Genomic DNA, 22,169 nt, shown 5'->3' with positions numbered 1-22,169 from the left:
GTCCGAGGCGTCGGCGGCCGAGGCGTCGGCGTCCGACAGGGAGGCGTCCGCGCACCCGTCGGCAGCGCCCCGGACCACAGGTGCGCGCTGGCGGGACGCGGGGGCCGACCGCGCCCACCGCACCGCCCCCGCCGCCACCACGACGCCCGGTGCCGGCCGCCGGCCGCCATACCGGCGTGGCTCTTTCGCCCGCGGGGTCATGTCCGTCTGGCCCGCCCCGAGGCCAGGCCGTTGCACATCCCACCCCGGAACCGCCCGCCCTGCCGACGGGCACCGCCGGCGCACCGGAGTCCAGGGCCACCACGCGCTTCACCGCAACGCGATCCCGCCGCGGGGACCGGCCCCGGCAGCGCCGTGCAGCCCTGCCGCAGACCGGGGCCCGGCCCCGTTCCGGTTCCGCGGGAGCACCCGCTTCGGCGGCGTGCTCCGCGATCCGCCCGGCCGTGGGCTGCCGCTCCACCGGCAGGGCTGCCCGGGCACCGGTCGCACGCGCCGGGGGGAGGGAGCCTTGACCACCGCACCGGCCACGCCGAGGGCCGCGAGGGTGAAGTCGGCGGCCCGCCTACCGGTCCCACGGCGCGGGCCCGACCGCCGGCGGCAGCAGGCAGGCATCGAGGCGCGCCAGCTCCCGAGGCAGCCCGCTCCGGCCCCGGGACACCGCCGGCCCGGGCCTCAGCCCCGGCTCAAGCCCGAGCCTGGCCCTGGGCCTCGGTTCGGGCGGCAGCGCCGTCCGGGCCGAACGGAGGGCGCTCCGGGCCTGCTGGGCGCCGACCCTCGCAGCCGGCCAGCCTCCGGCGATCGCGGGTGCCCGGCGGGCCCGGCCCAGGCAGGGCCCGCAGGTGCCGGGTCGCGGGATCGGGTCGCGGCACTCGACGCATTCGGCGGGGCCGGTACGCGGCGCGGAGAGCGCAGGACCGGAGGCGGGACCGGGAAGCGTGCCGGGCTCGGGCGGCAGCTTGCGTTGCAGTCGGGAGCGCAGCACGGCCACCGCCGAGTGGATCGGCACCGGCAGGCCGGGCAGCAGGGCCCGGGCCAGGTCGTCCGCCGTGCTGCCGCGCCGCTGCCACTCGACGACCAGCGGGGCCAGCTCCAACGCCTCCGCCTCGCCGATCCGCAGCCGGGGCTCCGGACGGACGACCCGGAGCAGCAGAGCGGCCGCACCCCGCACCGCCTCGTCCGCCGCCTCACACTCCGTCCCCGCCCCCACCCCCGCTTCCGCCCCTGCTTCGACGGTCGGCTCACCGACCGGTTCGGGGTCCGGGAGGGAGGGTTTTCCCTCCCGGGTCTTTTCCCTTAGGCCGTCAGGTCGCCCGGGTCCCGGTGCACCGGGACCCGGAAAGGCGGGATCCGGTGCGACCTGCGGCGGAGCGTCGAACCGGACCGGCTCCGGGGCGGCGGGCTGCGGGGTGTCGAAGAGGTGGGACTGGCTGACGAGCCGTCCGCTGGAGAGCCGGAACGCGATGACCCAGTAGAAGCCGCCGGCCCGCAACTCGCGGAGCATCCGGGCGATTCCGGCCCGCCCGTCCGGCCCTTCGGCGGCGAGTTGGCGGCCGTCCTTGTCGCAGCCGTCGGGGCTGGTGAGGAGCTGGACCGCGAGGCCGTACGCGCCCTTGGAGAGGCCGGAGCGCTCGGGTCGCAGGTGCGGGAAGGGGTCGAAGGCGCGCGTGGGCGCGCTACGATGCAAGAGCATGGGGAGCGTTCACTCCTGGTGCCGGGCCCCGGGGTGTTGGTAGCACCGCCGGGGTCAACTTTTTGTGGTCCGGGCACGGAACGTAACACACTTCCCACGCCCCGGAGGAACCGGTCGAATGTGATCGTCGAGGCGTCAAAACCAAAGCTCAAAGCAGCAATTGACGAATCATCGAAAGCACTGCGTACCGCTCGGGCGTCACCACTCCCGCACCAGCTTCACCACCCCGACCGCGGCGGCGGTGAGCGGCACCGCCAGCAGGGTGCCGAGCAGGCCGCCCAGCGAGGCGCCCGCCGCGATCGTCAGCAGGACGACCGCCGGGTGCAGCATCACCGTCCGGCTCTGCACGGCCGGCTGCAGGATCGCCCCCTCCAGCGCCTGCACGCCCAGCACGATGCCGAACGCCCAGAGCGCCTCCCCCAGGCCGCCGTCCGCGAACGCCACCACCACCGCCGTCAGACCGGACAGGAACGCCCCCGCGTACGGCACGTAGGCGCCGACGAACACCAGCGCGCCCAGGCCCAGCGCGTGCGGCACGCCCAGCAGGGTCAGGCCCAGTGCGATGAAACCGGCGTCGATGCCCGCGATGATCGTCGTCCCGCGCATGAAACCGGACATCGCGCCGTAGCCGGTCCGCGCCACCCCCAGCACCTTCTCCTCCTGCCCGGCCGGCGCGATCCGGCGCAGCGCCGCCACCAACTGCGGCCGGTCACGCAACAGGAAGAACGCCAACGCCAGCGTCAACACCCCGCAGGCCAGCACCTGCGCGGCCAACCCCACCCCGCCCAACGCCCCGGAGACCACGCCCGCGCCCAGACTCCGCCCCAACTGCTCCAGCCCGCTCGCCGCACCGCGCACCGCCTGCGCGAACGGATCCGTCCCGGACGCCCGCTCCGCCGCCGCCCGCAACGAGGCGGCCAGGCCGGCCGCCGCGTCCGAGATCAGCCGCACCACCACCCACAACGCCCCACCCACCACGACCACCAACAGCAGACAGCCCGCCGCCGCGGCCGGCGCCCGCGGCAACCCCCGCACCACCAACCGCCGACTGACCGGCTCCACCAGCGCGGTGATCAGCACCGCGATCAACAGCGGCACCACCGCCGCCCGCAACAGCACGCACAGCGCGACCACCAACGCCACCACCGCGGCCGCCACCAGCACCGCCGCCCCCCAACGCGACGCCGACCGCCAACCCGACCCCTCCGCGACAGGTTCCCGCCCGAAATCCACCGAGGTCCACCCTTCCGCCGCCACCACCACCGCCACCCGCTCTGCGCCGAATCCTCCCCCCTCACCCCCACCCCCAGACGGCCCTACACCCCCAGCCACCCCCTTTCACCCACCCGGCGCACCCCCACTGGCGCCCCCGCCCTGACGGGGCGGGGGCCCGTACGACACGGTCGCACTCGTGCCCCGGACAGGAATCGAACCCGCAGCACCGGCTTGAGAAGATCCCCCAGGGCAGGGCCCTGGCCTGCGGAAATCCGCACCTCACCTACCTTGAGCCGCAAAGACTCCCGTCATCGCTCCACGCTGACCCGCAAGGCTTCTCACTCCCGTGTGCACTGAACGCGCACCACGACAGCGCCGAATCACCGCGAGCAGCTCTCCACCTGAGGCACATGAGCGTGGCAAGGCCAACCTGCCATTCGGCACCCAGCCCTCCTGGAGGAGGAGTACGCCGGGGCTGGCCGCTCACCACCGCGTTCGGCGACAACCGGCCCCGCGGGTACGTCCTCCACGCCGAGCAGGACCGCTCCACCCCGACCGCCGCGATGCGCCGCGCCGCCGAGCTCTACCACCAGCACAAGGCGGACTGCGTCGTCATCGGGACCAACCACGGCGGCGACTACCTACCGGCGCTGCTGATGGAGGTCGACACGACGGTGAACCGACCCATCGTCCACGCCACCAGGGGCACGCGGGCCCGCGTGCACCACGTCGGCCCGGCCCGGCTGTACGCCGAGTTGGAAGAGCAGCCGTGGAGGTGCAGCGCATCGAGCCGGGAAGGATCATGAACATGACTGGCAATATGGGGATATGAGTGACCGTCCAGAGCTTCCCGAAAGCCTCAAGCGCGACCTTGCCCTTGAAGTGGGCTTCACGTGCCCGTTTCAGGGTTGTCAGTTCCCCGTCCAAGATCGCTGCCACATCATCGACCACGCCAAGGGCGGACCCGATGTCTTCGGGAACCTCCTGAGTGCGTGCTCCGCCCACCATCGGATGCACACTCTCGGACAGATCACCTCTCAGGACCTTCGCGTGATCAAGGCTCGACTGGCATGGGAGTCGGATCGGTACACCGGAACCGAAACGACCTTCCTCTCCCTTTTCGCGCAGAACCACGGCACCTACTTCGCGCATCCTGCCGCGACCCGGACGTGCCTCCGCAACCTTGTGGCCGACGGCTACATCGAGAGGGTGGAGTCCGGTCCGGACGCAGCCCGAGAAAGCGCGCAGGGCCGGGACCTTTGGCACCTGACCGAAGTGGGGCGTCACTTCGCGCGCGCATGGGCGGAGTCGAAGGCCCTGCAGAACACCTTCCACGGCTCTGGCCTGAGGGCCCGTCCGGGAGCGTAGGCCGCCTCTGGCCGTCCGGCTGCCCGCGCCGGTGATGACGCCGATCACCGGCGCGGGGGCGCTGCTCCGGAGAACGTCCGCATGGCCCACCGCTCCCTGCCGCCGACGTCCCCCTCGAACGGTTCCACCCTGGCAGGCGTGCTGAATGCCTACCGGGACGCCGCAGGCCCCCGCCCCCGAGGGGGTGGAGGGCCTGCGGCCTGCGGTCGCACTCGTGCCCCGGACAGGAGGCGCGCCGCCGTGCTCGTGATACTCGATTCACGCGCGAGCGCGCCAGGTGGGCCGGCTCCGGCCACCTGACGCGCTCGTCCGGTTCGTTCCGTACGGCCGCTCGCCGCCTCGTCAGGGAACGGCGTCCTCCTGCGGGGCGGCGTCTTCCCGCAGCTCGGGATCCTCTCGCGGCGCGGCGTCTGCCCGCGGCGCCATCGAGACCAGGGCGAGGACCGCCGAGACCAGGCCCAGCAGGCCGCAGACCCACCACACCCCGCGATGCAACGCCTCCCAGACCGCGACGCCGAAGACCGGGCCCAGTGCCAGTCCGAGCCCGAACGACGCCTGGTGCGCGGCGATGTAGCGGGCCTTCACCGTGTCCGGGAAGGTCGCCGGGTACGAGAACATCATCGGTCCGCTGAACATCGCCCCGAACGCGACCAGGAGCGTGGCGATGAAGAGAACGGTCACGTTCAGTGCGGCCAGCGCGTACCCGATCAGCCCGATGCCGAAGACCGCCTGACCGAACGCGCTGACCCGGTGGGCCGGACGGTTCTGGGTGTACGAGGTCACCTTCAGTTCGAACAGGATGAGCGTCAGCGACGAGACCACCAGAACGGCGCTGTACACCGCGGTGGGATATCCGTCGGCGGTGATCTGCAGCGGCAGGGCGACGTAGTACTGGCCGTAGATCAGGGCGCCGAGCAGCATCGAGAGCAGGAAGAGCAGGAACCGGCCGTCCCGCAGAAGAGCGAGATAGGCACTCCGGGTGGGGACGTTCGTCCGCTCCTGGGCCCTGGTCGACGTGCCGGCCGGGAAGAAGATCAGAGCCAGGCCGGCGTACGCCAGGGCCGTCAGGCCGTCCACCCAGAACAACAGGTCCCAGTCGACCAGCACCAGCGCGGCCGCGATCAGCGGGCCGAGTGCCGAGCCGGCGCTGATCGCCGTGCGCTGCATGGCGAAGGCCATCACCCGGTTCTCGGCCGGCATCAGCTCCGCCAGCAGCACGGACGACGCCGGACGATAGGCCTGGGTGGCGAGACCGGCCAGTCCGACGACGACCAGCAGCACTCCGTAGAGCGCCGGCGTGGCCAGCCAGGGGACTGTCGAGATCAGAACCGCCGAGACGGTCATGGCACCGATGATCGTGTTCCGCGGACCCGCTCGGTGCGTCACCTCCCCACCGGTCAGGGTGCCCAACACGGCTCCCGCGCTGTAGACGGTGAGCGCGATGCCGGCTTGACCGACCGAGAAACGGTTCACGGTCAGATAGAGCAGCAGAAAGCTCTGCGCGAAGGCACCGGCCTGGTTGACCAATATGCCCCCGAGCAGGTATCTGACCGGAACCGGGGTAGCTCGGAAACTCGCGAGAACGCTCGGCGAATCCGGACGTTTATCAGAGTTCGTTGTGATGCTCGCCATGGGCACGATCCCAGCGGAGACGGTAATTGACCGCCAGGACGCCGATGCCGGAACAATCAATTCCGTGGCCGGGGCGCCTCATCCGCAGTCGTACCAGAAGCCGCTGAGGGCAGGCTCGTGGGGGACCGGTCCGGATCGCGGGACCGAGCGCAGCACGGGTCGCCGCGGCACCTCCGGCGCGCGCGCACTGCGGCGCTCGACGTCGAGCATCTCCCGGAGGAACGCCCCGACCAGCCGCAGCGAGTAGTAACGTCCGGTCGTCGCGGACCGCCAGAGCAGGCCCGCGTCGACGCTCGACTCCAGCCTGGTTTCGGCCGTTGCCTGCGGTATGTCCAAGACCGAGGCGGCGGTGGCCGCCGTGGTTCCGTCGGACAGGTGGTGGGTCAAGAAGAGCAGGGCCGAGCGGGTATCCGCCGGCAACCGTCGGTAGGCGGCGGCGAGCCGGTCGCGGAGCTTGACATCGCCGACAGCGATCAACTCCAACGCCAGGTCCGGACGGCTCAGCTGGTCGGCGACCGAGCGGATGGTCTGCTCGGGCCGCGCCGCGAGCCGGCGGCCGAGCAGGTTGAGCGCCAGCGGGGAGTTGCCGCAGGCGTCGGCGACGGCGGATACGGCATCGCCCTCGGCCCGCATCCGCGCCGCCCCGGCGATCCGGCTGAGAAGGGTGACCGACGCCTCGTTGCTGAGGGCACAGAGCTCAACGCGATGCGTGTCGTCGAGTCCGAGCAGCCGGGCCCGGCTGGTGACGAGGGTCAGGCTCTGTCCCGACGCGCCGATCAGCGGGCGGATCTGCTCCTCGTCCTTGACCCCGTCGAGCAGGACGAGCAGTCGGCGTTCCGCAAGCATCGAGCGATAAAGACTGACCTGCTGGATCGGGTCCGCGGGGAGTAACTCCGGCGGCAGGCCCAGCGCGTGGAGAAAGCCGGTCGCGACGTGGTGGGCGCCCGCCCCGGGATCCGTACAGTTCAGGTTCGCGAAGAGCTGGCCGTCCGGGTAGTCGTTCGATGCCATGGCGGCCAGGCGCAGCGCGAGTGCGGTCTTGCCCATACCGACCGGACCGGTGATCAGCAGCGGACGTCGGTGGTCGGCGTCGAGCCGCATGCGGCTTATCGCCTCGGCCGTGATCGACTCCCGGCCGACGAACGTGGTGAGACCCCGGGGGATCTGCTTCGGCCGCGGCAGGCGCGTCACGGCGGGAACGGACCTTCGCCCGCGCTTGCCGGTCGCGCTGGAATGCCGCCCGGCCGATGCGGCGTCCACCTGGTGGACGCCCAGATGCCGGGCGAGCCAGCGCCAACGGTGTTCCCACTCCTGCTGATCGCCACCGCATGCCGCGACGAACGCCAGTGTCACCGGCAGTGTCGGAAGACGATGGCCGCTCGCGGCGCTGGAGAGGACCGACGGGGCGAAGAGCGCGACCTTGGCAAGATCCCGGTAGCTCGGCTTTCCGGAGCTTTCTCGCAGAGCTCGCAGGTCATTGGCGAACTCCGCCAGTGGCCCGGCATCGGGGTCGATCAGACGTTCAGGCCTGGCCACGACTCTCCTCGCATCACATCGCAGTGCGGCGCACGGGGACGGTCTGGAGTGTGCGGGTATTCGCGTCTAATCTCCGGCCGGCGTACTTTCGTACGGGTTTGCGACGCGCATAGGCCCACCCTCGTGGAGCCACTTTGAACGGCTTTCAGGCGTCTCCACCATAGTGGATCTCCCACTGACTCGATAGGATGATGGAAGGTGTGGGCTGGGTCACAGGGCGTCATCTAGGTATTGCCGCCAGCCCGAGGCGGTTCCATCACGAATGAGGTGTTCTCAACCGGTTTGGCCTAGTGGTTGACGATTGGTCCAGTTGTGGTCTGGTTGGACTGCACTCGTCCGGCGGCAAGGCGGCCGTCGAAGAGCTGGTCGAACTCGTTGAGGGCGGCCTGCCCGTTGGGGAAGTGCCCGCAGGCGGTGGCCGCGCGGCGGTAGCGGGCGTTGAGGGACTCGATGGCGTTGGTGGTGCAGACGACTTCGCGGATGTGGTCGGAGAAGGCGAGGAAGGGCACGGACTCGGCCCAGGCGCGTTCCCGCACGGCCGGGATGGAGCCGTACGTGGGCCACTTCGCGGCGAGCTCGTTCAGGCGCCGGCGGGCGTCGGCCTCGTTGACGGCGGTGGAGACGGGCTTGGGTTCGGCGGTCACCTCGGCCCAGTCGGCGCGCGACGCGTAGCGCGGGCTGGACCTGATCAGGTGGACTACGCACTGCTGTACGACGGTCTGCGGTCAGACGGTGTTGACCGCGTCGGCCAGTCCGGTCAGTCCGTCGCAGACCAGCATCAGGACGTCCTTCACGCCGCGGTTGCGGATCTCGGTCAGGACGGTCTGCCAGTACGTGGCGCCTTCGCCACCGCCGCCGGCCGACTCCCCGACGCCGCCCGCGTCCACCTCACCGCCGTCGGCCGCACCCTCGCCGCACCCGAGGGCTACAGCGCCCGCGACCTCGCCCGCCACCGCCTCGCCGACGGCCTGCCCGCCGGACAGCGCCACCGGCTCGCGGCCATCGCCGCCGAGTCCGGCGTCGGCGGCCCGGCCACCCTGACCACCGACCGCGACAACCGGATCACCGCCGCCCTCGCCCGGGCCGGCACCGTCATCACCACGGCCGCCGCCAACGTCCCCCCTCGAACCGCTCCCTCCCGGCAGGCATGCTGAACGCCTACCGGAACGCCGCAGGCCCCCGCCCCCGAGGGGGTGGAGGGCCTGCGGGCTGCGGTCACACTCGTGCCCCAGACAGGAATCGAACCTGCGACACCGGCTTTAGGAGAGCCGTGCTCTATCCCCTGAGCTACTGAGGCGAGCCACCGGTGTGACCGCCCCATAGCCTAGCGGATCGCCCCCGCCGGGCGGCCCGCGCTTTTCCGGGGGTCGCCAGGGGCCGCCGGGGGCCGGGGGCGGCGGGGCCGGCCCGTCAGGGGCGGATGAGCCCGGGCGGGCGGGTGGTGCGGATCGCGCGGCTGGCGATGCTCGCCGCCGCGAGCAGGGCCAGGGCGGCGGTGTAGCCGGCCACCGTGCCGCGGGGGCCGGCGAGGTCGAGTGCCAGGCCGGTCAGGGCGGCGCCGACAGGGAGGCTGCCGAAGGAGAGGAAAGCGGTGAAGCTCTGGACCCGGCCCATCAGTTCGGCGGACGTCGCCAGCAGCACGTGCTTGCGCTGGATCACGCCGACGACCGACACCTGGAAGGAGATCGCGCCCCACAGCAGCCCCACCCCGAGCGGCGGCAGGCCGAGCAGCAGGACGGGGAAGAGCAGCGCGGTCAGGACGTGCTTGCCGATCACGGCGGCGGCCATCCCGAGCCGGTCCTCCAGCCGGTTGGCCACCAGCGATCCGGCCAGGCCGCCGGCCGCCGCCACGGAGAACACCAGCCCGATCCCGGCGCCCTGCTGCCCGCCGCCCCGCAGCAGCACGATCATCAGCAGGCCGACGCCCGCGAACAGCAGGTCGCCGGCCGAGTTGAGCAGCGTCAGGTCGCGCAGCAGCGGGTCGCGCAGCAGGCTGCGGGCCCCCGCGAGCAGCCCGCCCCGCGGCGGCTCGTCCGACGGCACGCCCGACGGCGCGTCCGGGCCCAGGTGCGTGCGGATCCGCCCCAGCAGCACCGCGATGACGGCGAACGAGAGGGCGTCCACCAGGAACGGCGCCGCCGGCCAGACCCGGTGGAACAGGACGGCGGCGGCGGGCGGTCCGAGGATCGCGGCCGTCCGCTCCGCCGACTCCGCCTGCCCGGTCGCCGCGCCCAGCTGCCCCGGCGCCACCAGAACGGGCAGCGCCGCCTGCTGCGCCACCGAGAAGACGACCGTCGCGCAGCCGTTGGCGAACGCCACCGCGTAGAGCTGGGCGGCCGTCATCGCCCCCAGCGCCTGGGCCGCGGGCACGGTGGCGAACGCCAGCATGCCGACCAGCGCCGAGCCCAGCAGCAGCGGCCGCCGGTCGCCCGGCGACCCCCGCACGGGCGTCCGGCGGGTGCCCGGCGGGTGTCCGGCCGGAGGTGCGGGAGAATCAGGCCGTCCCGACCTGCCCGCACCCGCTCCCGCACCCGACGACCTGGGGCACCCCGTACCGTGACCTACCGTGGAGATCGCGCGCACGCACGCGTGCGTGCCGCTCCGGCCAGCCGATCCTGAAAGGCACCCACCTGTGAGCTCCTCCCCGGAGACCCCGTTCGCCGGTCTCGGCAAGATCCTGGTGATCATCCCGACCTACAACGAGGCCGAGAACGTCGAACGGATCGTGTCCCGAGTCCGCGCCGCCGTCCCCGAGGCGCACGTGCTGGTCGCGGACGACAACAGCCCGGACGGCACCGGCAAGCTCGCCGACGCCGTCGCGGACGCCGACGACCACGTCAAGGTGCTGCACCGCAAGGGCAAGGAAGGTCTCGGCGCGGCCTACCTGGCCGGGTTCCGCTGGGGCATCGACGGCGGCTACGACGTGCTGGTCGAGATGGACGCGGACGGCTCGCACCAGCCGGAGGAGCTGCCCCGGCTGCTGACCGCGCTGCGCAGCTCCGACCTGGTGCTGGGCTCCCGCTGGGTGCCCGGCGGTGCGGTGGTGAACTGGCCGAAGTCGCGGCTGCTGCTCTCCAAGGGCGGCTCGACCTACTCCCGGCTGATGCTGGACGTGCCGATCCGGGACGTCACCGGCGGCTACCGGGCCTTCCGCAAGGAGACCCTGCTGGGCCTCGGCATGGACCAGGTGGCTTCGCAGGGCTACTGCTTCCAGGTCGACCTGGCCTGGCGCGCGGTGAAGGCCGGCTTCAAGGTCGCCGAGGTGCCGATCACCTTCGTCGAGCGCGAGCACGGCGCGTCCAAGATGAGCCGCAACATCGTGGTCGAGGCGCTCTGGCGGGTCACCGCCTGGGGCCTGGACGAGCGGCTCTCCAAGCTCACCCGGAAGAAGTAGGCGGTCGCCCGCGCGCCCCGCCGGCCGGTGAGGATGGAGACCCGGCCGGCGGAGCGTGCGGAGGTTGCGGCGTGACGGAGTCGACAGAACCCCTGCGACGGGCGGAGCAGGACCCCTCCCCCGGCCCGGGCCGGTGGGACGCGGCGAAGGCCCGGGCGGCCCGGCTCGCCGAGACCGCGAAGGGCGCCCCCGAGCGGATCCCGCTGGTCGGCCGGGCGGTCAGCAACCTGATCCGGGTCAACCTGCTGGACAACGCCACCCGGCTGGCCGCCCAGGCCTTCCTCTCCGCGCTGCCCGCCCTGTTCGTGATCGCGGTGTTCGCCCCCGCGACCCTCAAGCACAGCGTCACCGGCTCGCTGCGCGACCAGCTCGGCCTGGAGGGCACCGCCCAGCAGCAGGTCCAGCAGCTGATGAGCACCCCGGCGGACGGCGCCGCGCAGAGCTTCGGCGTGCTCGGCGCCGTGGTCACCCTGGCCTCCGCGACGGCCCTCAGCCGGGCCCTCCAGCGGGTCTGCGAACGGGCCTGGGAGATGCCGAAGAACAGCGCCCGGCTGGCCCTGTGGCGCTGGGTGGTGTGGCTGCTCGGCTGGCTGGTCTTCCTGGTCGTCCAGGTGCCGCTGCGCAAGGGCTTCGGCGCCGGCCCGTGGCTGGGCGTCCCGCTGCTCTTCCTGGCCTCCACCGGCGTGTGGTGGTGGACCCAGCACCTGCTGCTCGGCGGCCGGATCCGCTGGTACCCGCTGCTGCCCGGCGCGGTGCTGTGCGGCGTCGGCGAGGTCTGCCTCGGCGTCGCCTCCCAGGTGTACCTGCCGCACGCGATGACCACCTCGGTCGAGAAGTTCGGCCCGTACGGGGTGGTGTTCACCGCGCTGTCCTGGCTGATCGTGCTGTTCAGCGCCGTCACGCTGGCCCTGGTGCTGGGCCGGGTGCTCGCCGAGGAGCCGGTCCTGAGCCGCTACCTCGGCACCCGCACCGAGCCCGGCCGCTGGTAGGCCGGGGGCGGCAGGAGGCCGGGGACGGCAAGAAGCGGGGCACGGCGAGAGAGCGGGCACGGCAGGACGAAAGCGGAGCGGCCCGGACGGGAAGTCCGGGCCGCTCCGCTTTCGCCGTGCCCGGGCTCAGCCCAGGCGCAGCAGCCGGGCCGAGATCGACGCCGGCGCGAGGTCCTTCTGCAGGGTGACCGGCACCTCGACCCGGCCGTCGCCCTCGCCCGCCGCGAGGGTGCCGATCCGGGTGCCGGCCGCCAGGGTGTGGGCGATCGTGCCGACCGGGGCCAGGGTGACCTTCGCGGTGACGCCGTTCCAGCCCGCGACGGTCAGGTCCTTGGCGGCGACCAGCGGCACCCGGCCGCCCACGCCGTCGTCCACGTAGCCGACCACGTCGCCCTGCTTGGCCAGGGTCTGCCCGGCCAGCGCGGCCTGCGCGGCCACGTTGATCCGCTGGCTCGGCGGCTGGGCGGCGCGCACCAGGCTCATCTCCTCCTTGGTCTGCGGCTGGCCCAGCGTGACGCCGAGGATCATCCGCTGCACGCCGCCGATCTCCTTGACCGCCGCCCACATCAGGCAGGACTGGGCGGGCGTCGACGAGCCGGTCTTCACGCCGATGTTGCCGTTCTTGCCGAGCAGCGCGTTGGTGTTGAAGACCCGCTGGCCGTTGAACTTGGTGTCCGGCTCGGCGACGATCTGCTTGAAGATCTCCAGCTGCATGACCTTCTCGGCCAGCTTCAGCTGGTCCTTGGCGGTCGACTTGGTGTTGTTGTCGTAGCCCGCCGGGTCCGCGTAGGTGGTGTTGGGCATGCCGAGCTGCGCGGCGGTGGCGTTCATCTTCTTGACGAACTCCTCCTCGCTGCCGGAGTCCCAGCGGGCCAGCAGCCGGGCGACGTTGTTGGCCGAGGGCAGCATCAGCATCTCCAGCGCCTCGTACTCGCTGAGCTGCTGGCCCTCCTTCAGCGTCACCGTCGACTCGTCCGCGTTGCCGGACTCCTGGGCGGCCTGCTTGTCGACGGTGAGCGTCGGGCCGCTCTCCCCCTTCTTCAGCGGGTGCGCCTGGAGGATCAGGTACGCGTTCATCACCTTGGTGACGGACGCGATCGGCACCGGCTTCTCCTCGCCCGACCCGCCCAGCGGGCCCACGCCCACCACCTCGGCCGCGGCCTGGCCCTTGGCCGGCCACGGGATGTTGGGCTGCTCGCCGCCGAAGGTGAACGAGTCGGCCAGCGAGAGCTTCGCCGCGGGCGTCGGCAGCGGCCGCAGCAACTGCGCCGCGACCAGCACGCCCACCACCACGGCCAGGAACACACCCCAGATGGTGATCCGCTTCAGCGCCCGCCGCAACGGCGTCATCGGACGCGCGCTCAGCGCCTTCAGCACCTCCAGCGCCTCGATGGTGCTCTCCGGCCCGGCCGCGGCCTCCGCGGCGGGCACCGGAACGGGCGCCTGGGCGGGCGGCTGGACGGGGGCGGCAACGGGCGCGGGCGCGGGCAGCGGCTTGGTCCGCGCCTCGGGCTTCGCGGCCGGGACGGGCTCGGTCCGCGCCTCGGGCGCGGCGGCGGGCTCGGGCTCGGGTGCAGGCTTCGCGGTGGGCGCGGGGAGCGGCTTGGTCTTCGCCTCCGGCCCGGCGGCCGGCTCGGCGGCCTCCTTGGGCAGCCGCAGCATCACGGTCCGCTCGGGGCGGTCCTTCTCGACCCGCAGCGTCATCGTCGGCTCGGGCTTCGCGGCGGACGCGGCGTCCTCGACGTCGGCCTTCGCCGGCTCCTCCGCCTCCGCCTCCGCCTTCTCCTTCGGCTTCGCCTTCTCCGCCGCGGCCAGGTCGGACATCCGCAGCGTCATGGTCGGCTGCGGACCGGCCGGAACGCCCTCCGGCTCCGACTCGGGCTCTTCCTCGCTCCCGGCCTCGGCCTCGGCCGGCTCCTCGGGCGCCGTCGGCAGCCGCAGCATCATGGTCGGCTCGGCCTTCGCCTCCGCCGCCCGGAGCGCCATCGTCCGCCGCGGGTCGGCCGGAGCCGGCGCCTCCCCGGCCGGCTCCCCGTCAGGCTCCTCGGTCCCGTCCGGCTCCGCCGTCTCGTCCTCCGCCGTCTCGTCCTCCGCCGTCTCGTCCTCCGCCGTCTCGGATTCGGGGGCCGGTTCGTCCCGAGGGGTGGGACGGGGGTCGGTCAGGGCGGCGCTGGACTCGGGGAGGTCGGCCGGGAGGCGGAGGCTGGTGGTGGGGGTGTCCGCATCGCGGACGCGGAGGTGGACGGTTCCGTTGCCCGCCGCGCGCTCGCCGGGTTCGTGCGGGGCCTCCTCGGTCTCGGCCGACCGCGCCTCGCCGTCACGCCGCTCGCTCTGCGGGGACTCGCCCACGTAACCCACTCCTCCTCGTCCGCCCGGCACCGCCGGTCCGATCACACAAGCTGGTTTTTTTCGGGCGGGTTCTCGACCCGGCCCGGCACCTGTACAGTCTCCGGCACCGAACCCGCGAGGGCCCGCCGCACCCCGCCCGACCGGCGGTTTTTCCTGCCCGTACGGGCCGTTGCCCGGTGGGACGCGGAGCCGTCCGGCGGTGGTTCCACCCTGCCCGGGCAAGGTCACGATTCGGAGGCGTACTCGACAAGCCTGTGTGAGAGGCGTCACCCTGTCATTCATCCACGCGGGGAGGCTTGGATGGGCAGAGGCCGTCGAACCATTCCCGAGGAGTTGCTGTTGCTGGCGCTGGACCCGGCCACGGGTACCACCGCGCAGCCGCAGACCCTCGACCTCGGACTTGCCGGGGCGCAGCTCGTCGAGCTGTCCCTGGCCGGAAGGATAGTCCCGGACGGGGACCGGATCGCCGTGGTGGTGCCACGGCCGACCGGTGACCCGACACTTGACCACGCATTGGAGCTGTTGCGCCGACGCGGCAGTCCGGTGCGCGCCGCGCACTGGATCGGCGGTCCGCGCCTGGGCCTGCGGCAGACGTACCTGGCGCACCTGGAGAGGTGCGGCATGGTGACGGCCGTCGCGGGGCAGGTCTGCGGGGTGTTGCCGACGACGCGCTACCAGGCGTCGGACGACTGCACCAACGCGGCGATCAAGCAGCGGCTGGACACGGCGATCCGCACCGGCGTGCCGCCGGACCCGCGGACGGCCGCGCTGGCGGCGCTGGCGCACGCGGTCGGCCTGGGCAAGCACCTGTACCCGGGCAACGAGGGGCGGTCCTCGCGCTCCCGGCTGCGGGACCTGATCAGGTACGACCCGCTGGGCGGCATGGTGGCCCACGCGGTGATGGACGTGCAGAACGGTCTGCCCGCCCAGCAGCAGCAGGGCAGGTCGGCACCGGCGGGTTCGCGCGGTCCGGCCGGTCGTCCGGCGGCCGCGGGGCGCGGGGTGGCCAGTCGGGTGGGCGCGCGATGAGCGGCGCACGCCGTTAGCGATCGGTTCGACGAGTGGGCGGGCGGCCCGGTGCGATGCACCGGGCCGCCCGCCCTTCGGCGTTCCGGGGTGTTCCGCGCGGAGCGCTCCGGAACCCCCCGGAACGCCCCGGAGCGCCAGCGCCCGACCGCCCGTCAGGGGCCGTCTAGCGCAAGCGGATCCCTATACCGGGTAGGCGCGCCGTGCGCAAGCCCCGGGATCCCGATTGAGCTATTTTCCGACGGTCTGTTCTACTGCGGTACCGCGATTCCTGGGCACGGACCGCAGTTGAGGTGTCATGCTGCTCAGCGTCAGGGGGGTTGGTACCAATTACCGCACTGTTGCCAGAAGTAGGCCCGGAGGTCGATGTGTCCGCCAGCGTGAACCCGACGGTCCGCCGTCGCAGGCTCGGCGCCGAACTCCGGCGCCTGCGCGAGCTCAAGGGGATGACCGCCGAAGAGGTGGCCGGCCGCCTGATGGTCTCCCAGTCGAAGATCAGCCGGCTGGAGAACGGCCGCCGCTCGATCAGCCAGCGGGACGTCCGCGACCTGTGCGACGTGTACGAGGTCGAGGACGAGCGGGTCCGCGCCGGGCTGATGGAGATGGCCAAGGAGTCCCGGCAGCGCGGCTGGTGGCACGAGTTCGGGGACATCCCGTACAGCGTGTACATCGGCCTGGAGGCCGAGGCGTCCTCGATCCGGGCGTACGAGTCCTCGTTCGTGCCGGGGCTGCTGCAGACCCGCGAGTACGCGGAGGCGGTGGTGGCCGGGACGCAGCCGGACACCGACCCGACCGCGATCCGCCGCCGGGTGGACGTCCGGCTGAAGCGGCAGCACCGCATCCGCGGCGAGGACCAGTTGGGCAGCCTGTGGGTCGTCATAGACGAGGCCGTGCTGCGCCGCCAGGTCGGCGGGAAGGTCGTGATGGCCGAGCAGTTGTACCAACTGGTCGAGCTGGGCGAGCGGGCGAACATCAACTTGCAGGTCATTCCGTTCACCCACGGCTCGCACCCCGGCATGACCGGCACATTCTCCTTGCTGGAGTTCCCGGAGTCGGCGGATTCCACGGTCGTCTACTTCGAAGGAGTGACGAGCGATCTCTACCTGGAGAAGGACGCCGACGTACGCCGCTATACCAATCTGTACGACCACCTGAGGGCCGCGGCGCTGAGCGTCGCGGAGAGCAGGTCGATGATCACCACCATCGCAGAGGAGTTCATGAAATGAGCAAGGCCACCGAGAGCCTGACCTGGCGCAAGAGCAGCTACAGCGGCGGCAACGGCGCGTGCGTCGAGATCGCCGTGCCGGGTCCGGCCTCGATCGCGGTCCGTGACTCCAAGGACCCGCAGGGGCCGCAGCTGCGCTTCTCCGGCGAGTCCTGGGCCGCGTTCGCCGCGGCGGCCGGCACGGGCCGCTTCGGCGAGGTCTGAGTCCGCCGCACGGCTTCGGAGGTGCCCGCCGCTTCCCGCGCGGCGGGCACCTCCGCGTCCGGAGCCGTCCGGAGCCGTCCGGAGTGCCCGGTGGAACCCCTGGTGGAGCCCCCGGTGGAGCCCCTGCCGGAGTCCGGCGTCAGCCGGTCGCGGCGACCGGGTAGCGGGTGCTCCAGGCTTCGGTGCCGTGCAGTTCGGGGCCGTGCAGCAGTTCCAGCACCAGGTCGTCGGCGAGTTCCAGCACGGTGCCCCGGCCCTCCAACTCGGCCAGCAGGTCCGGCGGGAGGGCGGTCTCGCCGTGCAGGGCGCCGAGCAGGTTGCCGCAGATCGAGCCGGTGGAGTCGCTGTCGCCGGAGTGGTTGACGGCCAGCAGCAGGCCGCTGCGGACGTCCTCGGCGACCAGCGCGCAGTACAGGCCGATGGCGAGCGCCTCCTCGGCGACCCAGCCCTCGCCGAGCTCCTCGACCCGCTCGGGGGACGGCGCCCCGGCCCGGACGGCGTCCAGCGCGGCGCGCAGGGCGGCGGTGGTCTCCTCGTGGCCGGTGCGCTCGGAGAGCAGGGCCAGCGCCAGGTGCACGCCCTCCTCCAGGGTGCCGCCGCGGGCGACCGCGTGCACGATCACCGCGAACGCCCCGGCGGACAGGTAGCCGGTGGGGTGGCCGTGGGTCAGCACCGAGCACTCGACGGCGAGCTGGAAGACCAGCGCCGGGTCCCAGGCGGTGAGCAGCCCGAACGGGGCGGCCCGCATCACGGTGCCGCAGCCCTTGGAGCCGGGGTTGCGCGGCTCCTCGACGGTCGGCAGCGGCCCGTTCTCGGTGCCCGCCAGGCCGGACAGGCAGGCCTGCCCGGGGGCGCGGCGGGCGTACAGCCACTCCTCGCGGCCGAGCCAGCCCAGGTCCTTGCGGCGCTCGTCCGGCCCCCAGTCCTGCTGGGTGGCGTACCAGCGCAGGTAGGCGCGGTGCACGTCGGACGGCGGGTGCCAGGCGCCGCTGTCGCGGCTGATGTGCGAACGGATCAGGCCGTCGACGGTGAACAGCGTCATCTGGGTGTCGTCGGTGATCGCGCCGCGCCGCCCGTAGGCGGGGACGTAGCCGGCCACGCCGGCCTCGCCGTGGACCGCCCGGATCTGCTCCAGCTGCTCGAACTCGATGCCGCCGCCGAGCGCGTCCCCGATCGCGCCGCCGAGCAGACAGCCCCGGACCCGGCTGCGGAAGTCCTGCTGCTGGGCGCGTGACCACAGAGGCATCACGGGACGGAACCCTTTCGGTCGGTGGAGACGGACACCGGCGCGGACGCGGACAGTAGACGCACTTTATTCGAAGGAGCGCGCGAAACGGCGATCCGTCCCGAACATCGATTCGTTCAACCGTCCGCCGTGGTGCGGACACCCGCAGGTCACCGGGCCCGTGGCCGGTGTGCCTACGGTCGGCGTCCATGACCTCCCCCCGCACCAGGCTGGTCGCCGCGGCCGCCCTCACCGCCGCGCTGACCGTCACCGCCCCCGGGTTCGCCGCCCCCGCCCTCGCCGCCCCGTCCGCCGACCCGGCGCAGCACTCGGCACAGCACTCGGCGCACGCGATCCCGTTCACCGCCGCGACCGCCGTCCAGCAGGCCGACGGCTCCTTCACCCTGTCCTGGACCGCCCCGGGCGCCCGGCACGTCACCGTGTACGCGGGCACCGACCAGGAGCACGTGCCGCACCGCGCGGCCGTCGCGCGCGGCGCCGGCAGCGCCACCGTCACCGTCTCCGGCCTCGGCGCGGCCGACCGCTGGTACTTCGAGCTGGTCCCGGACCGGGGCGCCCCGCTGGTGGTCGCCGACCGCTCGCTGCACCTGGCCTCCGCCCCCAACTTCCGCGACCTGGGCGGCTACCGGACGGCGGACGGCCGCTGGGTGCGGCTCGGCCGGGTGTACCGCTCGGACGACCTGTCCAAGCTCACCGACCAGGACCTCGCCAAGCTGCGCCGGCTGGGCATCCGCACCGTCTTCGACCTGCGCACCCCGGCCGAGCGGCAGGCCGCCCCGGACCGGCTGCCGGCCGGCGCGCGGAGCGTGGCGGCGAACGTCCTGGGCACCGCCGACACCGGGCAGTTCAACGTCACCAGCCCGCAGGCCGCGGTCGACGCGATGATCGCCGGCGAGCGCACCATGGTCTCCGCCGACAGCGCCCGCGCCGCCTACGGGCAGCTGCTGGACGCCGCCGGCGGCCGCGGCGCGGTGCTGTTCCACTGCACCGCCGGCAAGGACCGCACCGGCTGGGGCGCGGCCGCGCTGCTGACCGCGCTCGGCGTCCCGGCGGAGACCGTCCGGGCCGACTACCTGGCGTCCAACACCTACCGGGCGCAGGCCAACGCCGCGGTCCTGGCCCAGCTGCCGCCCGCCTACCAGGCGCTGTACCGGCCGCTGCTGGACGTCCGCCCCGAGTACCTGGCGGCCGGCTTCGACGAGGTGGCGGCCCGCTACGGCACCTTCGACGCCTACCTGGGGCGGGGCCTCGGCGTGGACGCCCGGGAGCTGCGCCGGAGCCTGCTGGCGGGTTAGGGCCCAGTGCCGCGTCAGGCAACCTTTGCCGTCAAGGAGCGGCGTCCGGTGCGTGCTATCGGCGTGCCGGCCGGAAGTCCTCGTACTGGATGTACTTGGGCTTTCGTCCGGTGCGGCGAGCGGGCCCCTCCTGCCCGGTGGCGGGCAAGGAGGGCGCGTGCCGGGCGTCGCGACGGGCGAAGGTTGCCTGACGCGGCACTAGTCCGCCAGGGGCAGCAGCGCGGGCAGGTGCCCGTCGGAGGCCAGCGCGGCCGCGCGGCGCTCGGCGGGCACCTCGCCGTAGGTGGTGGTGCGCTGGCGGGCCGGGCGGCCGGCCAGCGCGGCGATCGCCTCCAGGTCGCGGACCGACCGGTAGGAGCCCCAGGAGGAACCCGCCATCCGGGAGATGGTCTCCTCCATCAGGGTGCCGCCGAGGTCGTTGGCGCCGGAGCGGAGCATCTCGGCGGCACCCTCCGCGCCGAGCTTGACCCAGCTGGTCTGGATGTTGGTGAGATGCGGGTGCAGCAGCAGCCGGGCCATCGCGGTGACCGCCCGGTTGTCGCGGGCGGTCGGTCCCGGCCGGGCGATGCCGGCCAGGTAGACCGGCGCGTTGGTGTGCACGAACGGCAGCGTGACGAACTCGGTGAACCCGCCGGTGCGCTGCTGGAGTTCGGCGAGCAGCCGCAGGTGGCCCAGCCAGTGCCGCGGACTGTCGACGTGGCCGTACATCATCGTCGAGGACGAGCGCAGGCCCAGCTCGTGCGCGGTGGTGACCACCTCGACCCAGGTCGCGGCGGGCAGTTTGCCCTTGGTCAGCACCCAGCGGACCTCGTCGTCGAGGATCTCGGCGGCCGTGCCGGGGATCGAGTCCAGCCCGGCGTCCTTGGCGCGCAGCAGCCACTCGCGGATCGGCAGGCCGGTGCGGGTCGCCCCGTTGACCACCTCCATCGGGGAGAACGCGTGCACGTGGATGCCGGGCACCCGCTCCTTCACGGCCCGCGCGATGTCGAAGTAGGCGGTGCCCGGCAGGTCCGGGTGGATACCGCCCTGCATGCACACCTCGGTCGCGCCGACCCGCCAGGCCTGCTCGGCCCGTTCGGCGACCTGGTCGAGCGAGAGGGTGTAGGCGTCGGCGTCGGTGCGGCGCTGCGCGAAGGCGCAGAACCGGCAGCCGGTGTAGCAGACGTTGGTGAAGTTGATGTTCCGGGTGACGCAGTAGGTGACGTCCTCGCCGACGGTGTCGCGGCGCAGGTCGTCGGCGATCCGGGTGAGCGCGTCGAGCGCGTCGCCGTCGGCCTGGAACAGCGCCAGCGCCTGGTCGTCGGTCAGTTTGACCGGGTCGTCGGCGGCGGTGGACAGCGCGGCCCGCAGGTCCGCGTCGAGCCGGCGGGGGACGGCCGGCGCGGCCTGTTCGCGCAGCGCCTCCCAGTCGCCGTACACGTCGTCGAAGTCGGAGCGCCGGTCGCCGGTGCGGCCCTCGGTGTCGACGGTGCGGAACAGGTCGGTGCGGCCGCCGCCGGTCATCGGCTCGTCGGGCTCCTGCCAGGGCAGGCCGACCGGGATCCGGCCCTCGACGGCCAGGCCGGTGGCCGGGTCGGCGAGCGCCCGGACGTGCGGCAGCAGCCGCGGGTCCAGCCAGGGTTCGCCGCGCTTCAGGTACTCGGGGTGGATCGTCAGCCGCTCGCGCAGGGTGAACCCGGCGGCGGCGGTGCGCGCGGCCAGTTCCTCGACGTGCGGCCAGGGGCGCTCCGGGTTGACGTGGTCGGGCGTCAGCGGGGAGACCCCGCCCCAGTCGTCCAGGCCGGCGCCGATCAGCAGCGCGTACTCGGCGTCCACCAGGTTCGGCGGGGCCTGGATCCGGGCGGCCGGGCCGAGCACCAGCCGGGCCACCGCCACCGCGGCCGCCAGCTCGGAGAGTTCGGCGTCCGGCATGGCGCGCATCGCGGTGTCCGGCTTGGCCCGGAAGTTCTGCACGATCACCTCCTGCACGCCCTGGTAGGCGCGGGCCACCTTGCGGATCGCCAGCAGCGACTCGGCCCGCTCCAGGTGGGTCTCGCCGATGCCGATCAGCACCCCGGTGGTGAACGGGACCGCGCTGCGCCCGGCGTCCTCCAGCACCCGCAGCCGGACGGCGGGCTCCTTGTCGGGCGAGCCGTGGTGCGGGCCGCCGGGCTCGGACCAGAGCCGGACGGCGGTGGTCTCCAGCATCATGCCCATCGACGGGGCGACCGGCTTGAGCCGCTGGAAGTCCGTCCAGGACAGCACGCCCGGGTTGAGGTGCGGCAGCAGCCCGGTCTCCTCCAGCACCCGCACGGCCATCGCCCGGACGTACGCCAGGGTGTCGTCGTAGCCGTGCGCGTCCAGCCACTCGCGGGCCTCCGGCCAGCGCTCCTCGGGGCGGTCGCCGAGCGTGAACAGGGCTTCCTTGCAGCCGAGTTCGGCGCCCTTGCGGGCGATGTCCAGCACCTCGTCCGGGGAGAGGTAGAGGCCGTGGCCGTCCTTGCGGAGCCTGCCGGGGACGGTCGCGAAGGTGCAGTAGTGGCAGCGGTCCCGGCACAGCCGGGTCAGCGGGATGAACACCTTCCGCGAGTACGTGATGACGCCCGGGCGGCCCGCCTGCTCCAGGCCCGCGTCCCGGACCCGGGCCGCGACCGCGCACAGCTCGGCCAGGTCGTCGCCGCGGGCCTGGAGCAGCACCGCGCCCTCCGCCGCGTCCAGCGCCACGCCGTCCCGGGCCCGGCGCAGCGCCCGCCGCATCGCGGTCGCGGTCGGGGCCCCGGTCTCGGTCGCGGTCGCGGTCGGCGCCGCGGCGGCAGCCGGGGTCGGCGGGGGCGTGGCGGCGGGCCCGGACGGGGGCTGAGGAATCATGGACCGACCCTACGCGAGAGGTAGACCTCCGGGACTACGGAACCCTGACGCCGTCTCAGGGTCGACGCGCCCCGGATACGACGCGAGACGTACCCCGATCTGCTGCCGCCGGGCGACGCGGCCGGACGCCCCGGACGGCTCTAATGGGAACCG

At 73.2% G+C, this 22,169-nt stretch carries 16 protein-coding genes, 1 tRNA gene and 1 pseudogene; 8 read left to right on the top strand and 10 right to left on the bottom strand.

All coding sequences use genetic code 11. From position 1 onward, the window contains the following. Positions 1-562: 562 nt before the first annotated feature. Both KSE_RS38730 and KSE_RS22445 read right to left on the bottom strand, forming a co-directional pair. The gene (locus tag KSE_RS38730) at positions 563-1,690 is read right to left on the bottom strand and encodes a hypothetical protein (RefSeq protein ID WP_014137635.1); all 1,128 of its coding nucleotides are present in this window, start codon (positions 1,688-1,690) and stop codon (positions 563-565) included. 198 nt (positions 1,691-1,888) lie between these two features. Further along, positions 1,889-2,854 (bottom strand): AI-2E family transporter, encoded by a 966-nt coding sequence (locus tag KSE_RS22445; RefSeq protein ID WP_231873207.1) that lies wholly within the window; start codon positions 2,852-2,854, stop codon positions 1,889-1,891. Between the two features lie 467 nt (positions 2,855-3,321). Here KSE_RS22445 and KSE_RS42280 point away from each other — a divergent pair, with 467 nt between their 5' ends. Both KSE_RS42280 and KSE_RS22435 read left to right on the top strand, forming a co-directional pair. After that, on the top strand, positions 3,322-3,711 hold the full coding sequence (locus tag KSE_RS42280; protein ID WP_014137633.1) for a hypothetical protein: 390 nt from the start codon (positions 3,322-3,324) through the stop codon (positions 3,709-3,711). 22 nt (positions 3,712-3,733) lie between these two features. Continuing rightward, positions 3,734-4,273: an HNH endonuclease signature motif containing protein gene (locus KSE_RS22435; RefSeq protein ID WP_033259240.1), complete on the top strand. Its 540-nt coding sequence runs from the start codon at positions 3,734-3,736 to the stop codon at positions 4,271-4,273. Positions 4,274-4,615: 342 nt separating this feature from the next. Here KSE_RS22435 and KSE_RS22430 read toward each other — a convergent pair whose 3' ends face one another. The 5 genes and pseudogenes from KSE_RS22430 to KSE_RS22410 form a co-directional block, all read right to left on the bottom strand. Beyond that, entirely contained in the window at positions 4,616-5,905 is a 1,290-nt protein-coding gene (locus KSE_RS22430; protein ID WP_014137632.1) for an MFS transporter, read from the bottom strand. 78 nt (positions 5,906-5,983) lie between these two features. Beyond that, a complete protein-coding gene (locus KSE_RS22425; RefSeq protein WP_014137631.1) occupies positions 5,984-7,441 on the bottom strand; it encodes an NB-ARC domain-containing protein in 1,458 nt (485 codons plus the stop codon). A 287-nt stretch (positions 7,442-7,728) separates the two neighbouring features. Then, positions 7,729-8,313: pseudogene (locus tag KSE_RS38725) on the bottom strand (transposase); the annotation flags it as partial. A 352-nt stretch (positions 8,314-8,665) separates the two neighbouring features. Continuing rightward, positions 8,666-8,738, bottom strand: a tRNA-Arg gene (locus tag KSE_RS22415). A gap of 113 nt (positions 8,739-8,851) precedes the next feature. Further along, positions 8,852-9,886 carry an MFS transporter gene (locus KSE_RS22410; protein WP_014137628.1) on the bottom strand — a complete coding sequence of 345 codons (1,035 nt, stop codon included), beginning with the start codon at positions 9,884-9,886 and terminating at the stop codon, positions 8,852-8,854. Between the two features lie 187 nt (positions 9,887-10,073). On the opposite strand from KSE_RS22410, the gene KSE_RS22405 reads away from it, so the two are divergent. Continuing rightward, positions 10,074-10,835: a polyprenol monophosphomannose synthase gene (locus tag KSE_RS22405; protein ID WP_033259241.1), complete on the top strand. Its 762-nt coding sequence runs from the start codon at positions 10,074-10,076 to the stop codon at positions 10,833-10,835. Positions 10,836-10,906: 71 nt separating this feature from the next. Next, a complete protein-coding gene (locus tag KSE_RS22400) occupies positions 10,907-11,824 on the top strand; it encodes a YhjD/YihY/BrkB family envelope integrity protein (RefSeq protein ID WP_014137626.1) in 918 nt (305 codons plus the stop codon). A 126-nt stretch (positions 11,825-11,950) separates the two neighbouring features. Here the strand turns inward: KSE_RS22400 and KSE_RS38715 are convergent, their stop codons facing one another. Continuing rightward, entirely contained in the window at positions 11,951-14,173 is a 2,223-nt protein-coding gene (locus KSE_RS38715; RefSeq protein ID WP_014137625.1) for a D-alanyl-D-alanine carboxypeptidase family protein, read from the bottom strand. A gap of 300 nt (positions 14,174-14,473) precedes the next feature. Here KSE_RS38715 and KSE_RS22385 point away from each other — a divergent pair, with 300 nt between their 5' ends. From KSE_RS22385 to KSE_RS22375, 3 genes are all read left to right on the top strand, one after another. After that, entirely contained in the window at positions 14,474-15,202 is a 729-nt protein-coding gene (locus KSE_RS22385; RefSeq protein WP_014137624.1) for a GOLPH3/VPS74 family protein, read from the top strand. Between the two features lie 365 nt (positions 15,203-15,567). Then, positions 15,568-16,425 (top strand): helix-turn-helix domain-containing protein, encoded by an 858-nt coding sequence (locus tag KSE_RS22380; RefSeq protein WP_014137623.1) that lies wholly within the window; start codon positions 15,568-15,570, stop codon positions 16,423-16,425. Continuing rightward, the gene (locus KSE_RS22375) at positions 16,422-16,628 is read left to right on the top strand and encodes a DUF397 domain-containing protein (protein WP_014137622.1); all 207 of its coding nucleotides are present in this window, start codon (positions 16,422-16,424) and stop codon (positions 16,626-16,628) included. Before KSE_RS22380 ends, KSE_RS22375 begins: the two co-directional genes overlap by 4 nt. 139 nt (positions 16,629-16,767) lie before the next feature. Here KSE_RS22375 and KSE_RS22370 read toward each other — a convergent pair whose 3' ends face one another. After that, positions 16,768-17,874 (bottom strand): ADP-ribosylglycohydrolase family protein, encoded by a 1,107-nt coding sequence (locus KSE_RS22370; RefSeq protein ID WP_033259243.1) that lies wholly within the window; start codon positions 17,872-17,874, stop codon positions 16,768-16,770. Positions 17,875-18,062: 188 nt separating this feature from the next. Here KSE_RS22370 and KSE_RS22365 point away from each other — a divergent pair, with 188 nt between their 5' ends. Then, positions 18,063-19,169, top strand: a complete 1,107-nt coding sequence (locus KSE_RS22365; protein WP_014137620.1) for a tyrosine-protein phosphatase — start codon at positions 18,063-18,065, stop codon at positions 19,167-19,169. 198 nt (positions 19,170-19,367) lie between these two features. On the opposite strand, the gene KSE_RS22360 is transcribed toward KSE_RS22365, so the two are convergent. Then, entirely contained in the window at positions 19,368-22,016 is a 2,649-nt protein-coding gene (locus tag KSE_RS22360; RefSeq protein WP_014137619.1) for a bifunctional FO biosynthesis protein CofGH, read from the bottom strand. Between the last annotated feature and the right edge of the window lie 153 nt (positions 22,017-22,169).

Source organism: Kitasatospora setae KM-6054 (genome assembly GCF_000269985.1).
GTDB classification, from domain to species: Bacteria; Actinomycetota; Actinomycetes; order Streptomycetales; family Streptomycetaceae; genus Kitasatospora; species Kitasatospora setae.
Note: the sequence above shows the minus strand (reverse complement) of the source record. Positions and strands in the feature narration are given on the sequence as shown.

Coding starts and splice junctions, on each gene's coding strand:
- KSE_RS22365 (WP_014137620.1), top strand. CDS start 18,063: ATGACCTCCCCCCGCACCAGGCTGGTCGCCGCGGCCGCCCTCACCGCC.
- KSE_RS22375 (WP_014137622.1), top strand. CDS start 16,422: ATGAGCAAGGCCACCGAGAGCCTGACCTGGCGCAAGAGCAGCTACAGC.
- KSE_RS22360 (WP_014137619.1), bottom strand. CDS start 22,016: ATGATTCCTCAGCCCCCGTCCGGGCCCGCCGCCACGCCCCCGCCGACC.
- KSE_RS22385 (WP_014137624.1), top strand. CDS start 14,474: ATGGGCAGAGGCCGTCGAACCATTCCCGAGGAGTTGCTGTTGCTGGCG.
- KSE_RS22430 (WP_014137632.1), bottom strand. CDS start 5,905: ATGGCGAGCATCACAACGAACTCTGATAAACGTCCGGATTCGCCGAGC.
- KSE_RS22370 (WP_033259243.1), bottom strand. CDS start 17,874: ATGCCTCTGTGGTCACGCGCCCAGCAGCAGGACTTCCGCAGCCGGGTC.
- KSE_RS22435 (WP_033259240.1), top strand. CDS start 3,734: ATGAGTGACCGTCCAGAGCTTCCCGAAAGCCTCAAGCGCGACCTTGCC.
- KSE_RS38730 (WP_014137635.1), bottom strand. CDS start 1,690: ATGCTCTTGCATCGTAGCGCGCCCACGCGCGCCTTCGACCCCTTCCCG.